The following is a 13,793-nucleotide window of genomic DNA, read 5'->3' on the forward strand; positions in this document are numbered from 1 at the left end:
TTCGAAATATCATAACCTCAGAACGGGTAATGCTGTTTCGGGTTCTCAATCGTAATCCAGCGCGTGACCGTGAATTCATTGATGCCGAGTTTGCCGCCGAACCGCCCAAAGCCCGAGTCCTTTACGCCGCCAAAGGGCATTTGCGGCTCGTCGGAGACGGTCGGGCCGTTGATGTGGCAAATCCCGCTTTGAATACGGTTCGCCGCGTCCATCGCCTTGGTGATGTCCTGCGAGAACACCGCCGAGGACAGCCCGTATTCCGTGTCGTTCGCCACCGCGATGGCCTCATCCGCATCTTTCACGCGAATGACCGATTTCACAGGACCAAAGCTTTCTTCGGCATAGATGCGCATTTCGGGCGTCACGCCATCGAGCAAGGTTGCCGAATGAATCGCGCCTTCACGCGCACCGCCTGCAACGAGTTTCGCGCCCTTGGCGGTCGCATCCGCAATCAACGCGTCCATTTTCTCGGCGGCTTTTTCCGTCACGAGAGAACCCAGAACCACCTTGTCGCGCGGGTTGCCATAGGGCAGGCCGGCGGCCTTGGCGGCGAGTTTTTCGATAAAAGCATCGGCCACGGCCTCGACAACAATGATGCGTTCGGTGGACATGCAAATCTGGCCCTGATTCATGAACGACCCGAAAATGGCAGCATTCACAGCACCGTCGAGATCAGCATCTTCGAGCACCACGAAAGGTGCCTTGCCGCCCAGTTCCAAAAGCGCGGGCTTGAGGTTCTCGCCCGCCAAACGGCCGATGATTTTGCCCACAGCCGTTGAACCGGTGAAATTGACATGGCGCACCTCGGGCGCCTCGATGAGCGCTTTGACCACCTCGGCGGCGTCTTCGGGCGCATTGGAAATCACGTTGATCGCGCCTGCGGGAAGCCCCGCCTCGGTCAGGCATTCACCAATCAGACGATGCACCTTCGGGCACATTTCAGAAGATTTCAGCACAACGGTGTTGCCACAGGCCAACGCCGTCGCCACCGCCCGCGTGCCCAAAATCACAGGTGCGTTCCACGGCGCGATCCCGAGGCACACGCCCCGCGGCTTCGCCACCGCCAGCGCCAGGCTGCCCGGCTTGTTCGATGGGATCACCTCGCCGCCCACTTGCGTCGTCATCGCGCCCGCTTCGCGCAGCATGCCGGAGGCGAGATGGACGTTAAATCCAGCCCAAATCTCGGTGGCGCCGGTCTCGGTCACCATGGCCTCGACAAACTCGCCCGCGCGCGCCTCCATGATGTCGCCCGCCGCCACAAGCACCTTGCGCCGCGCCTCCGGGCCCATCGCAGACCATTCGGCGAAAGCGGCCTGCGCGCTGGCCACGGCTTTGAGCGCATCCGCGACAGAAGCAGCGGCGGCTTTCGTCGCCACGTCACCCGTCACCGGATCAATCCGATCATAGGTGCGCCCCGCATCGGCGGGGACATCCATGCCGCCAATCAACAAATCCAAACTCATTGAAATCTCCTCCTGCTTTCTCGCGTCGACAGCCATCATATGAAGCGAGCCGTGCCGATCTCAAGGCGGCAGATGGATTTTCGATGTGTCAGGGCGCGCAAGTCGGCCCCCCGCCTCGCGCGCCCCTCAAGCGTGCTACGTCGATTTGACCAATCGGCCTTAGCAAAGAACGGCTTTCACCGCTTTGGTCGTGGCATCGACGACCTTGTCGGCCTCGTCGGTTGTCAAACAGAAGGGCGGCGCAAAACCCAAAATGTCGCCCTGCGGCATGGCGCGCCCGATCACACCCTCAGAGAGCAATGCACCTGCAAGGCCATAGCCGATCTTGTCCGCCGGATCGAAGAACGTGCGGCTGTCGCGGTCTTTCACGAATTCCACGGCACACAGCATGCCCTCGCCGCGAATATCGCCGACATGCGCATGATCGCCCAAGGCATCCTTCATCGCGTCATTGAGGTATTTGCCAACGGTGCTCGCGTTTTGAATAAGCGCCAGCTCGTCCAATAGCTTGAGGTTCGCCACCCCGGCCGCCGCCCCGATCGGATGCGCCGAATAAGTCCAGCCGTGGCCGATCGGGCCGTTCTCATCCGTGCCCTGCTCCAACACCTTCCACATCTTGTCGGACACGATGGAGCCCGACAGAGGCGCATAGGCGGAGGTGAGACCCTTGGCGATGGTGATCAGGTCGGGTTTCATGCCGTAATGCTCGGAACCGAACATCGTGCCGAGACGGCCAAAACCGGTGACGACCTCATCGGCCACCAGGAGGATGTCGTGTTTATTCAGGACCTTCTGAATCGCCTCCCAATAGCCCGCAGGTGGCGGCACGATCCCACCGGTGCCCAGAACCGGCTCGCCGATGAAGGCCGCAATGGTGTCCGCGCCCTCCGCCTCGATCAGCGCTTCGAGTTTGGCGGCGCAATCGGCGACGAAAGCCTCTTCCGACATCTCAAGATCAGCGCGGCGGAAATAATACGGCGCCTCGGTGTGGATCACGCGATCCAGCGGCAGGTCGAATTTCTTTTGAAACGCCTCAAGCCCGGTCAAAGACCCGGTCATCAGACCCGAGCCGTGATAGCCGCGATGGCGCGAGATGATTTTCTTTTTCTCGGGCCGCCCGAGGATGTTGTTGTAATACCAGATCAGCTTTATGTTGGTCTCATTGGCGTCCGAGCCGGACATGCCGAAATAGACCTTCGACATGTGATCCGGCGCGCGGTCCAAGATCATTTTGGCAAGCGTGATCGAGGCCTCTGTGCCATGCCCGACATAGGCGTGATAATAGGCAAGTTCGCGCGCCTGATCGGCGATGGCCTCGGCAATTTCCTGACGCCCATAACCGACGTTGACACAATAGAGCCCGGCGAAGGCATCAAGCAATTCGGTGCCGTCGCGGTCCACGAGATGCACGCCATGCGCGGTCTTGATCACCCGACTGGGCGTCTCGCCGCGCGCGTGCTGCGCCAGATGTGTGGAGGGATGAAAAAAGTTCTCACGATCCCATTTCGAAAGCTGATCATTCGTCAACATAGGCTGCTGTCCTCTCGTCAAAAATTTGGTGTTTCGCGACCGTTCTGCCCAAGTTAGGCCCAGTCGCGGCAGACGTATTTTACGTCCATGAATTCCTGCATCCCCATCCGCGCGCCTTCGCGGCCAAGACCCGATTGCTTGACGCCGCCAAAGGGGATCGGCGCGCCGGTAACCTTGGTGCGATTGACCGCCACCATGCCATACTGCAGCGCGCGCGACAGACGGTAGATGCGGCGCGGATCTTGGGAATGCACATAGGCCACGAGGCCGTATTCGCTGTCATTGGCGCGGGCGACGACCTCGTCTTCACTGTCGAAGGGCGTGATCGGCGCGACGGGACCAAAGGTTTCCTCATGCATGATCTTCGCCTCATCCGGCACGTCGGTGAGCACGGTCGGCTCAAAAAACAACGGCCCCAAATCGGAGACACCGCCCCCACAGGCCAGGTGAGCACCCTTGGCCAAGGCATCCTCAACATGCTCTTTCTGTTTGGCCACGGCGGAGGCGTTCATCAGGGGGCCGATGTCCGGATCCTCCATACCGGTACCAAGCGTCAGAGCCTTGGTCGCGGCGGTGAATTTTTCGCAAAAAGCCGCATAAACGGGACGCTCGACATAGATGCGATTGGCGCCGAGGCAATCCTGCCCTGAGGTCGCGAATTTAGCCTTGATCACCTCTTCGACGGCGCGGTCGAGATCGGCGCCCTTGAAGACGATCACCGGAGCATGGCCGCCCAGCTCAAGCACAAGCTTTTTCACCGTGTCCGCCGATTGGCGATAGAGCAGCCGCCCCACTTCGGTCGAACCGGTGAATGACAATGCGCGCACGCGGGCATCTTCGGTCCAGGGTTTGACCACAGTGGGCGCATGGCCCGTCACCACATTAAAGACGCCTGCGGGCATGCCCGCGCGTTCGGCCAGTTCCGCAAGCGCCAGCGCCGAATAGGGCGTTTCATGCGAGGGATGCGCCACGACCGTGCACCCTGCCGCCAAGGCCGCCGCCGCTTTGCGGGTCAACATGGCGGAGGGAAAATTCCACGGCGTCACCAAGGCGACCACCCCCATCGGCTCATACCACAGCTCCATCTCCGCGTCGGGAAGATGTGAGGTAACGCCTTCGATGTTCGGTCTCTTGGCCTCTTCGGCGTAAAAATCCACGAAGGCCGCCGCATAATCGATTTCGCCGCGAGCTTCCGACAGGGGCTTGCCCTGTTCATAGACCATGATCCGCGCCAAATCTTCGCGCGCCTCCATGATCAACACATACCATCGGCGTAACACGGCGGCGCGCTCCTGTGGCAACAGCATCGCCCAGACCGAAAATGCTGCCTGAGCGGAATCGACGCATTCCTTGGCCTGCGTGGCGCTCAGCGCCGCAACATCGCCCAGACGCGCCCCCGTCGCGGGATCGATCACGGCAAAGCTGTCCCCCGTTTCCCCCGAGGTCCATTTGCCGTTCACATAGGCGAAACCCCGCAAAAGGCGTTTGTCTTTGATGTCCGCGCGGGCGGAAATGGCTGTGCTACGCATGAGGCCTCCTTTCCCGCCCAATGTGACGGGACGCGGCAGAAGGAGAGACCAAATTGACGCCTCTTAGCTACAAATCGGCCTGACGATCGAGACTTCGCAGTCCGTTTGGACTGGCACTCAGTTAGCCGTCTGTATCAAAGAACAGCCCAAGCGGGGGCGGACCGCCGCCTTTGACCTGTTTCGTGACGATATAAGTGAAATACCGCGCGATCCCGATGCGGGCATCGAGCAGCGTGTCGATCAGCCGCTGATAGGCGTCCACATCGCGCGTGACGATCTGCAACAAATAATCAAAGCCCCCGCCCAGCGCCCAACAGGCAACGATTTCCTCATGCGCCTGAAGAGAGGCCTCGAAGGTTTGAAACGACGCTTGCGTGTGGTCAGCCAGCTCGGCCGCCACAAAGACCGTCACAGAGGGCCCAAGTTTGCGCAGGTTGATCTCGGCGCGATAGCCCTCAATCAGCCCGGCTTTTTCGAGCTTTTTCAACCGCTCCCAAGCGGGAGTCGGCGACAGGCCGATCTTGTCGGCGAGGGCAGATTTGGAAATCCGGCCTTCCTGCGCAAGAACACGCAGAATATCGAAATCGCGGGCGTCAAGTTTGATCATGGCGTCAGGCTACGTTGAAATCACCGTGCCTGCATCCCCCAATCGGGAAAACACATGGCTGGCGATGGCTGTGTCCTGAACGCCCGTTCCGGTGAGATCGCAGATCGTGATCTGGGTCGGGTCGCTGCGCCCCGCCGCCTGCCCCGTGATGATCTGGCCCAGCTCCGGCGGTGTTGGCCGCATCAGCCCGATCTCCCGCGCGGCGCGCAACTCGCCCAGCGCCTCGCATTGGCTCACCCGGTCACAGACATAAAGAGAAGCGGCATCGAGCGCATAGGGATCAATCTCGGATTTGCCCGCCTGATCCGACCCCATTGCAGTAATGTGCAACCCGTCATGGAGCATGTCGGCGGCGATCAGCGGCGTCGTCGCGGGCGTCGTCGTAACAACAAGCTGGCTCTGCCCGACCAAGGCGGCAATGTCCGACATCACCTCAACCTCCGCGCCGGTCGCCACGGCAATATCGGCGGCGCAAATCGCAGCCTTCTCCGGATCTCGCCCCCAGATGAGACAGCGCTTGAACGGGCGCACCAGATGGGCCGCTTCCATCTGCAACCGCGCCTGCACGCCGGTGCCGATGACGCCCGCCGTTTCGACCTCTGGCGCAAGATGGCGCGCGGCGACGGCCCCTGCGGCGGCGGTGCGCAGATCGGTCAGATAGCCGTTGTCGAGAAACACCGCCTGCACGAGACCGGTTTGGGCAGACAGCAGGATCATGAGACCGTTGAGCGACGGCAAACCCAGCTTCGGATTATCGAAGAACCCCGGCGAGACTTTCAAGGCAAACCCATCGACCCCGGGCACATAGGCGGTTTTCACATCGACCTCGCCATGATGTTCCTCGATCGCCATGGACAGAACCGGCGGCATGACCACGCCGCCCCCGGCCAAGGCGCGGAACCCGTTCTCAATCACGTCGATGGTCTCCAGATCGAGCCTCACCACAGCGCGCAACTCGCTTTCTGTCAGGATGCGAATGTCAGCCATAGGGAAGTCCTTTCACAGTCAGATCTCCGAGGGTGACGCCCTGTCCGGTGATCACCTGGGTGAATTGCGCCATATCGACGTTGCGTCCGGTGAGCACCGTGCCCATCTGCGGGCTGGGCGTCACCTTGCCCGCCATGAGGGCCGCGAGACCGACGACAGAGGCGCCTTCGGCGACCATCCGATCCTCATGATAGAGCGCCTGCATTGCGACATAGATTTCGGTTTCGGTGACCAGAACCACCTCATCCAGAAGGTCTCGACACAGCCGGAAGGAGTGTCGGTTCTCTAGACCGATCCCGCCACCCAAACTGTCTGCGAGGCTGGGCACTTCTTCAACCTCGACAGGCCGCCCCGCCCGCATCGACGCGGCCATCGCAGCACCGCGGTCCATCGACACGCCGATCAGGCGCATATCTGGAGAGAGCGCCCGCGCCGCAACCGCCATGCCGGCAGCCAAACCACCACCGGAGAGCGGGATCAAAAGCGCATCCAATTCCGGACATGCGGCCAGCATCTCGAGCGCGATGGTCCCCTGCCCCGCAATCACATGCGGGTCGTCGAAGGGCGAAATATCGATCAAACCCTCCTCTGCGGAAAGACGGGCGGCTTCGATCTGGGCGTCGTCTTGTGAGCGCCCGTAGATGTGCACCTCCGCGCCCAGCGCCCTGATGCCGTCGACCTTCGCCTTCGGCACCAGCTCTGACATACAGATCACCGACCGCAGTCCCCGCGCCGCCGCAGCATAAGCCACGGCGCGGCCGTGATTGCCGGTGGAACAACAAGTCACCCCCGGCACCCCCTCTGGCAAGTGCGATATTGCATTCAGGGCGCCACGCAGTTTGAAGGCCCCCATCGGCTGACAGGTCTCAAGTTTGAGCCAGAGCGCTCCGCCGTTCCGCCCGAAAACCGTCGACGGCACCAACGATGGCACAAGCGGCGTCGCATCCGCGACACCGTGGATCGCACGCGCCGCCGCCAGAATGTCTTTCATCACGACCATGGGAGCGTCACGCACGCAATGCGCCTGATCAAAGTCGCATCATTCTGGCAGGTCCAGACAGGTTTCACGGCAGGCTCCGATTGATTTTGATTGACGGAAAGATGGCAGTCGCCTCAATGATGTATACAACACCAAGTGAATCACCTGAGTGTCAAGCCAATCACCCGCCGAAATCTGATCTTATCGTCTGATTTCACGGAAAACCTACATGCAGACGCGCAAGTTGTGCACAAGATGTGAGAAAACCATGCCCATCGAGAACGCCCCTTTCTCTCAAGCCGAATATGACCGCCGCATCCGCCTGACCCGTGAGTCCATGGCAGAGGTCGGGATCGACGTCCTGTTCGTCACCAATCCTTCGAACCAGAACTGGCTTACGGGCTATGACGGTTGGTCGTTTTACGTCCATCAGGGCGTCATCCTGCCGATGGACGGCGACCCGATTTGGTGGGGCCGAATGCAGGACGCCAATGGCGCCAAGCGCACTGTGTGGATGCAGGACGACAAGATCCTGTATTACGCCGACCGCTATATTCAGGCGACGGATATTCACCCGATGGAAGATCTCGCCTCGCACCTGCGCATCATGGGCTATGGCGACAAACGCATCGGCATCGAGATGGAGACCTATTACTTCACCGCCCGCGCCTTTGCCGTCTTGGCGGAAGGGTTGCCGGAGGCCGAGATGGTCGACGCCTCATCTTTGGTGAACTGGAACCGGCTGATCAAATCCTCCGAAGAGCTGGGCTTCATGCGCCGCGCCGCGCGGATTTCCGAACTCGTGATCGAACGCGCCATGGAGATCGCCGAACCCGGCATGCGCAAACACGACCTCGTGGGCGAGCTGTTCAAAACCTCGGTGCAGGGCGAGGACGACAGCTGGGGCGACTACCCGGCCATCGTGCCGCTTTTGCCGTCAGGCGAAGACGCCTCCGCACCGCATCTGACGTGGAATGGCGAGGCATTGAAAAAGGGCGAGGCAACCTTCATCGAGCAATCCGGCTGCTATCGCCGCTACCACGCGCCGCTGTGCCGGACGATTTTCTTTGGCAAACCGCCGAGCTTCATGACCGACGCTGCCGAGGCCCTGACCGAGGGGCTCAACGCCGGGATCGAAGTCGCACGCGCCGGCAATCGCGCCTGTGACATCGCGCGCGCTTTGGACGCAGAACTGATCAAGGTGGGGATCGAACGCCCGAACCGTTGCGGCTATGCGGTCGGCCTCTCTTACCCGCCGGATTGGGGCGAGCATACCGTGTCCCTGCGCGCCTTTGACGAGACCGTTTTGGAACCCGGTATGACGTTTCACTTTATGCCGGGGCTATGGATGGATGGCTGGGGCATGGAGACCACAGAGACCATCCTGATCCGCGAAGACGGTCCGGCGGAGACGCTCTGCAACGTGCCGCGCAAACTCTATGTGAAGGACTGACCATGTCCGACCTTGCGCGGTGCCGCGACATTCTGGGCGATCTGATTGCCTTCCCGACCGTGTCCTGTGATAGCAACCTCGCCGCGATCTCCTATATTGCTGAGCGCCTGAATGATGTGGGCGCGCGCGTCGAGGTTTTGCACGACGCCAGCGGGCAGAAAGCCAACCTCTTTGCCACACTCGGCCCCGAGCGCGCGGGCGGTTTGGTCCTGTCCGGACACACCGATGTGGTGCCGGTCGAGGACCAGCCCTGGACCAGCGATCCGTTTCGGATGGTGGAGCGGGACGGCAGGCTTTTCGGGCGCGGCACCTGCGACATGAAGGGCTTTATCGCAACCTGCCTGACAACGCTCGACCATCTCAAAGCGGCAGCAAAAGAGCGCCCGATCCATTTCGCCTTCACCCATGACGAGGAGGTCGGCTGTCTCGGTGCACGCGATCTCGTCGAAGTTTTGCGCGCACGTGAGTTGCGCCCCGCTATGGCCTTGATCGGGGAGCCGACAGAAATGCGGGTGATTGAGGGGCACAAGGGCTGCTGTGAATATACCGTCACCTTCACGGGGGCGGAGGGTCATGGCTCGGCACCCGAAAAGGGCGTGAACGCGGTGGAATATGCGGCGCGCTATATCAATCGGTTGCTGGAGCTGCGTCAGTCTCTGATCGACCGCTGCCCGCCGGGATCGCGGTTCGATCCGCCCTACACGACGATCAACATCGGCGGCCTCAAAGGCGGCCATGCGCATAATGTCATCGCGGGCAAAGCCACGCTGGAGTGGGAAATGCGGCCCGTCGTGCAAGGCGACATGGACTTTGTCAAAGGTGAGATTGCGACCTATGTCGGCGACGTGCTTTTGCCCGAAATGCGCCGGGTCGCAGCACAGGCCGAGATCGCGACCGAGGTGATCGGCGAAGTGGCCGGATTGATGCCGATGGACGAGAACGCCGCCCGCGATCTGGTGTTTCGTCTGACGGGCGCGAACAGCGCCGATGTGGTGCCGTTTGGGACCGAAGCCGGGCTGTTTCAGGAGATCGGCATGCAAGCGGTGATTTGCGGCCCGGGCTCCATTGACCAGGCGCATAAGCCGGACGAATATATCGCGCTGGATCAGCTCAGCCAGTCCTTGGCCATGCTGGAGCGATTGGGAGAAAGTTACGGTGGGTGAGACGCTAAGCGAGGCCTCAATCTCCGAGGAGCCGCGGAACGCGCGGCAGCGACTGGACCGGATACATGACGAGATCCGCAGCCGCATTTGCCTTTTGGAATATCCGCCGGGGATGAAACTTTCCGAGGTAGAGTTGGCCGAGGAATTCGGCATGTCGCGCACGCCGCTGCGCCGGGTTCTGGCCCGCCTCGAAGACGAGGGTCTCGTGACATCTGTCCACGGCGTCGGCACCATGGTCACCGACGTGGACATGGCGGAGCTGGCGCAGGTTTACCGTCTGCGCAAGGAGTTGGTGTTGCTACAAACCTCGCTCGACACTGTGCCTCCAACGCCGGACTTCATCGCTCGGATCGACGCCATTTTGACGCGCGCCTTGGCGCTCAAATCCACCCCTTCGGCCAAGGCGTTTTCAAAGCTCGACCGGGATATGTTTCTGACACTTCTGGAGCTGACCGCCAATGTGCCGCTGCGCACCATGTCCGAGCGGCTCTATTTCCGCACCACGCGCATTTGGCTGCAACAGGTGACGGCCTCACAGATCGATCTGATGCAGGAGATCGAAATTTACGCCCGCGAGGTGCAGGACATTCTCGACGCGCTCAAGCTGGGCGATCTCGATGCGGTGGGACATTTGCGGCGCGGGCATATCTCGCTCAGTTTCGCACGGATGCAGGGGTGACACGGGCCGGTCGGGACAATCGCCGATCTGGACAATCCTTTGGACCTGAGCAACGGTAGCGCCCATGTCGCACTGGCCCCTTACCCCCGATGACATTTCCCGCCCCGCATATCGCAGCCTCGCGCAGGCGATTGCCGCCGCGATCAGTGCGGGAAGTTTGCGCGCGGGCGACCGCCTGCCCACGCACCGGAAACTGGCCTGGGATCTCGATGTTTCTGTCCAAACCGTCAGCCGCGCCTATGAAGAACTGATCCGTGCCGATCTGGTGGCGGGCGAGGTTGGACGCGGGACATTCGTCAACAGCCTGCCGCCCGAAACCTTAGAGACACCGTGGCACAGCGGCATGGCCCGACTGCCGCGCCATGATCTTTCGCTGTTGACGCCGGTCGCCTTGCCGCGCGCGAAACAGGCGTGGATCGAAAGTTTACACCGGCTCGCCGATCATGCGGATCACAGCGCCCTCCATGAACTGCGCCCGGAATTGACGGCGGCGCGTTATCTCGACATCGCCACCGATTGGCTCGCGCGCTGCGGATTGGTGGTGGGCGGACGGCGGGTGTTGATCACCAATGGCGTCACGCCCGCGATGTTTGTCGCTCTCTCCTCTGTCCTGACAGCCGGCGACATGATCGCGGCCGAGCCCCTGACCACGCACACGCTCATTCAGGCGGCGCGACATCTGAACTTGCAAGTGCAAGGCATCGAATGCGACGCGCGCGGGATGATCCCCGAAGCATTGAAAGATGCGGCAGAGACCTCAGCGGGGCAGATGAAAGCGGTGTTCCTCATGCCCTCAGGCGCCGCACCCAATCCGCAGATCATGGACAAAGAACGGCGCGAGGCCTTGGCCGAGGCAGCATTGGAGGCCGGGCTGATCCTGTTGGAAAGCGACCCTCTGGGTCCCCTGCCCGCCCGCCGCCCGCCGCCGGTCGCAAGTTTTGCGCCGCGTCAGGCGTTCTACTTTACGGGGCTGACCAAATGTCTCGCGCCCGGCCTCAGGCTTGGGTTTCTGGTCATGCCGGAGGGGTTGTTCGAACATGCCACCAACCGGCATCTGTCAATTTCTTGGATGGCCACGCCGTTGATTGCGGAGATCGCGCGGGACTGGATCGACAACGGAAAAGCCGACAAGATTTTGGCCGACCACCGTGTCGAATTGGCGGCGCGCAACCGCCTGGCGCAATCCATTCTGGGGCCCCGATGTCAGGGCGGTCTTCACACTCTGCATCGCTGGCTCAGCCTGCCGCCCGACATGGACGAAGACAGTTTTATGGCCCGCGCCTTGGAACAAGATGTCGCCGTCGCGGCCGGGTCAGGCTTTGCCGTGTCGGATCAAAGCCCCGCTGTCCGGGTCAGCCTCGGCGCCGGAAGCCGCCGCGATTTGGAGCGCGCGCTGCGAGCACTCGCAGAAGTTGTGCCGGAGTTTTGATCTCCCACCTCCGTTCGCGGCCTTCTGGCCCCGCACAAATTGTCATGGTTCAATATAAACATTGACATGGAAAACCCCTCCCGAAAGGTTTTGGGCAAGCCGTGTCTGCAGCCTTTGCAGACCTGATCGGCATGAAACCAAACCCTGACCCGGGCGATGCGCCTGCGTCGGGATAGTTAAAATGGGGATATATTTTATATGTCATATCAAAAACTTCTCACCACCAGCGCCCTCGTCATGATGATGGCGAGCGGCAGCGCCATGGCTGACACATGGCGCTATGCCTTCGAAGAGGCGATGGACGAGGTGCAGGGTAAGTTTGCCCAGAAATTCAAGGAAGAGATCGAGGCCAACTCCGACCACGAGATCCAGCTTTTCCCCTTCGGCACGCTGGGTGAATCCGACAGCATCATGGAGCAAACACAATCCGGAATCCTGCAATTCGTCGACCAGTCGCCGGGCTTCACCGGCGCTCTGATCCCGGAAGCGCAGGTCTTCTTCGTGCCCTACCTGTTGCCGCAAGACACCGCGACGCTCGCGACCTTCTTCAAAGAGTCAAAGGCGATCAACGAGATGTTCCCCCCGCTCTATGCCGAACAGGGCCTCGAACTTTTGACCATGTTCCCCGAGGGCGAGGTCATGATGACGACGACCGAGGCGGTCTCCGGGCCGGAAGATCTCGACGAGGTCAAATTCCGCGTGATGACCAACCCGCTTTTGGTCGAGAGCTACAAGGCCTTTGGCGCGACGCCGACGCCGCTGCCTTGGGGCGAGGTCTACGGTGCGCTTCAGACCGGCATCATTCAGGGTCAGGAAAACCCGGCCTTCTTCATCGAGTCGACCAAAATGTATGAGGTGACCGACCACATCACGCGGGCGGGCCACAACAACTTCACCACCGCCGTGATGGCCAACAAGGACTTCTTCGACGGTCTGTCGGACGAGGACAAAACCTTGGTGAACAACGCGATCGACGCGGCTTTTGACTACATCATCGACTATCAGGACGGCCTGACCGAAGCGTCCCTTGAGAAGATCATGGAGGCCAAGCCCGACATGACGATCACGACTCTAAGCGAGGAAGAGCGCGCGCCCTTCATGGCGACCGCCGACTCCGTCGAACAAGAGTTCCTTGAGATCGGCGGCGATCAGGCCGGCGCGATCCTTGAACAGCTCAAGGCCGATCTGGCCGCTGTCGAATAATACCGATTTTGGCGCGCCGCTGCGGCGCGCCATCGCTCCCTAGAGCATAGGCCGGGCCGTCACGAAGCGGCTCGGCTCCTTCTTTGCCATTATCCATTTACAGCATGCAGGAACCTGCTCACCATGCCTGACCCAGAGAAAGATCAAAAGGTCGACCCGGACCTGTTGGCGGAGCTTCAGACCTCTGCCGTGGACGACGATATTGACGATTCCAACTATGTGTCCGGCCTGCCCGGGCCGCTTGGCGTGATCGACGTCGCCATCGCCCGCATCGAAGCGGTGCTTTTGGCGGTGGGCGTGCTTTTGATGGCGCTCAATACCATGGCGAATGTCGTGGGGCGGTTCATCTTTGGGCAGAGCCTGTTTTTCTCAGAAGAGGTCAATCGCGCACTGATCGTGTTGATCACCTTCGCGGGAATTTCCTACGCCGCGCGCCACGGCCGCCACATCCGCATGTCGGCGTTTTTCGACGCGTTGAAACCGCCCCTGCGCAAACTTCTGATGATTATCATCGCCGTGGTGACGGCGGCGGCGATGTTCATGCTGGCGTGGTATTCGGTCGACTACGTTCTGGCGCAGGCCTCGCGCGGGCGGCTTTTGCCAGCGCTGCAAATTCCCGTCTGGTGGATCATCGTCTGGGCGCCTTTGGGCTTTTTCCTCACGGGTCTGCAATACGCGCTGACCGCGATCAAGAACATCATCCATAAAGACATCTGGCTCTCCACCAGCACGATGGAAGGCTATTCCGACGACACGGCAGAGGAGGTGTAA

12 protein-coding genes are annotated in these 13,793 nt (G+C 61.0%); 6 read left to right on the top strand and 6 right to left on the bottom strand.

All coding sequences use genetic code 11. From position 1 onward, the window contains the following. Nucleotides 1-17 precede the first annotated feature (17 nt). From J5Y17_RS15360 to eutB, 6 genes are all read right to left on the bottom strand, one after another. A complete protein-coding gene (locus J5Y17_RS15360; protein ID WP_219786251.1) occupies nucleotides 18-1,463 on the bottom strand; it encodes an aldehyde dehydrogenase in 1,446 nt (481 codons plus the stop codon). 159 nt (nucleotides 1,464-1,622) lie between these two features. Next, complete coding sequence (locus tag J5Y17_RS15365; protein WP_219786252.1) at nucleotides 1,623-2,993, bottom strand: aspartate aminotransferase family protein; 1,371 nt, start codon at nucleotides 2,991-2,993, stop codon at nucleotides 1,623-1,625. Between the two features lie 53 nt (nucleotides 2,994-3,046). Beyond that, on the bottom strand, nucleotides 3,047-4,522 hold the full coding sequence (locus tag J5Y17_RS15370; RefSeq protein ID WP_219786254.1) for an NAD-dependent succinate-semialdehyde dehydrogenase: 1,476 nt from the start codon (nucleotides 4,520-4,522) through the stop codon (nucleotides 3,047-3,049). A gap of 121 nt (nucleotides 4,523-4,643) precedes the next feature. After that, nucleotides 4,644-5,129: an Lrp/AsnC family transcriptional regulator gene (locus tag J5Y17_RS15375; RefSeq protein WP_255572129.1), complete on the bottom strand. Its 486-nt coding sequence runs from the start codon at nucleotides 5,127-5,129 to the stop codon at nucleotides 4,644-4,646. Nucleotides 5,130-5,138: 9 nt separating this feature from the next. Beyond that, a complete protein-coding gene (locus J5Y17_RS15380) occupies nucleotides 5,139-6,116 on the bottom strand; it encodes a cyclodeaminase (RefSeq protein WP_219786256.1) in 978 nt (325 codons plus the stop codon). After that, nucleotides 6,109-7,116 carry a hydroxyectoine utilization dehydratase EutB gene (eutB, locus tag J5Y17_RS15385; RefSeq protein ID WP_219786320.1) on the bottom strand — a complete coding sequence of 336 codons (1,008 nt, stop codon included), beginning with the start codon at nucleotides 7,114-7,116 and terminating at the stop codon, nucleotides 6,109-6,111. The genes J5Y17_RS15380 and eutB overlap by 8 nt, the downstream gene beginning before the upstream one ends. A gap of 247 nt (nucleotides 7,117-7,363) precedes the next feature. On the opposite strand from eutB, the gene J5Y17_RS15390 reads away from it, so the two are divergent. The 6 genes from J5Y17_RS15390 to J5Y17_RS15415 all read left to right on the top strand — a co-directional run bounded on the left by J5Y17_RS15390 (nucleotide 7,364) and on the right by J5Y17_RS15415 (nucleotide 13,793). Next, nucleotides 7,364-8,548 carry a M24 family metallopeptidase gene (locus J5Y17_RS15390; protein ID WP_219786258.1) on the top strand — a complete coding sequence of 395 codons (1,185 nt, stop codon included), beginning with the start codon at nucleotides 7,364-7,366 and terminating at the stop codon, nucleotides 8,546-8,548. Between the two features lie 2 nt (nucleotides 8,549-8,550). Next, nucleotides 8,551-9,711 (top strand): acetylornithine deacetylase, encoded by a 1,161-nt coding sequence (argE, locus tag J5Y17_RS15395; protein ID WP_219786260.1) that lies wholly within the window; start codon nucleotides 8,551-8,553, stop codon nucleotides 9,709-9,711. Further along, nucleotides 9,704-10,390 (top strand): GntR family transcriptional regulator, encoded by a 687-nt coding sequence (locus tag J5Y17_RS15400; protein WP_370628976.1) that lies wholly within the window; start codon nucleotides 9,704-9,706, stop codon nucleotides 10,388-10,390. Before argE ends, J5Y17_RS15400 begins: the two co-directional genes overlap by 8 nt. 64 nt (nucleotides 10,391-10,454) lie before the next feature. Next, entirely contained in the window at nucleotides 10,455-11,819 is a 1,365-nt protein-coding gene (locus J5Y17_RS15405; RefSeq protein WP_219786262.1) for a PLP-dependent aminotransferase family protein, read from the top strand. 198 nt (nucleotides 11,820-12,017) lie between these two features. Beyond that, nucleotides 12,018-13,022 (top strand): TRAP transporter substrate-binding protein DctP, encoded by a 1,005-nt coding sequence (gene dctP / locus J5Y17_RS15410; RefSeq protein WP_219786264.1) that lies wholly within the window; start codon nucleotides 12,018-12,020, stop codon nucleotides 13,020-13,022. A gap of 123 nt (nucleotides 13,023-13,145) precedes the next feature. Further along, nucleotides 13,146-13,793 (top strand): TRAP transporter small permease, encoded by a 648-nt coding sequence (locus J5Y17_RS15415; RefSeq protein WP_219786266.1) that lies wholly within the window; start codon nucleotides 13,146-13,148, stop codon nucleotides 13,791-13,793.

The sequence above is a fragment of the Celeribacter sp. PS-C1 genome (assembly GCF_019429625.1).
GTDB lineage: Bacteria > Pseudomonadota > Alphaproteobacteria > Rhodobacterales > Rhodobacteraceae > Celeribacter.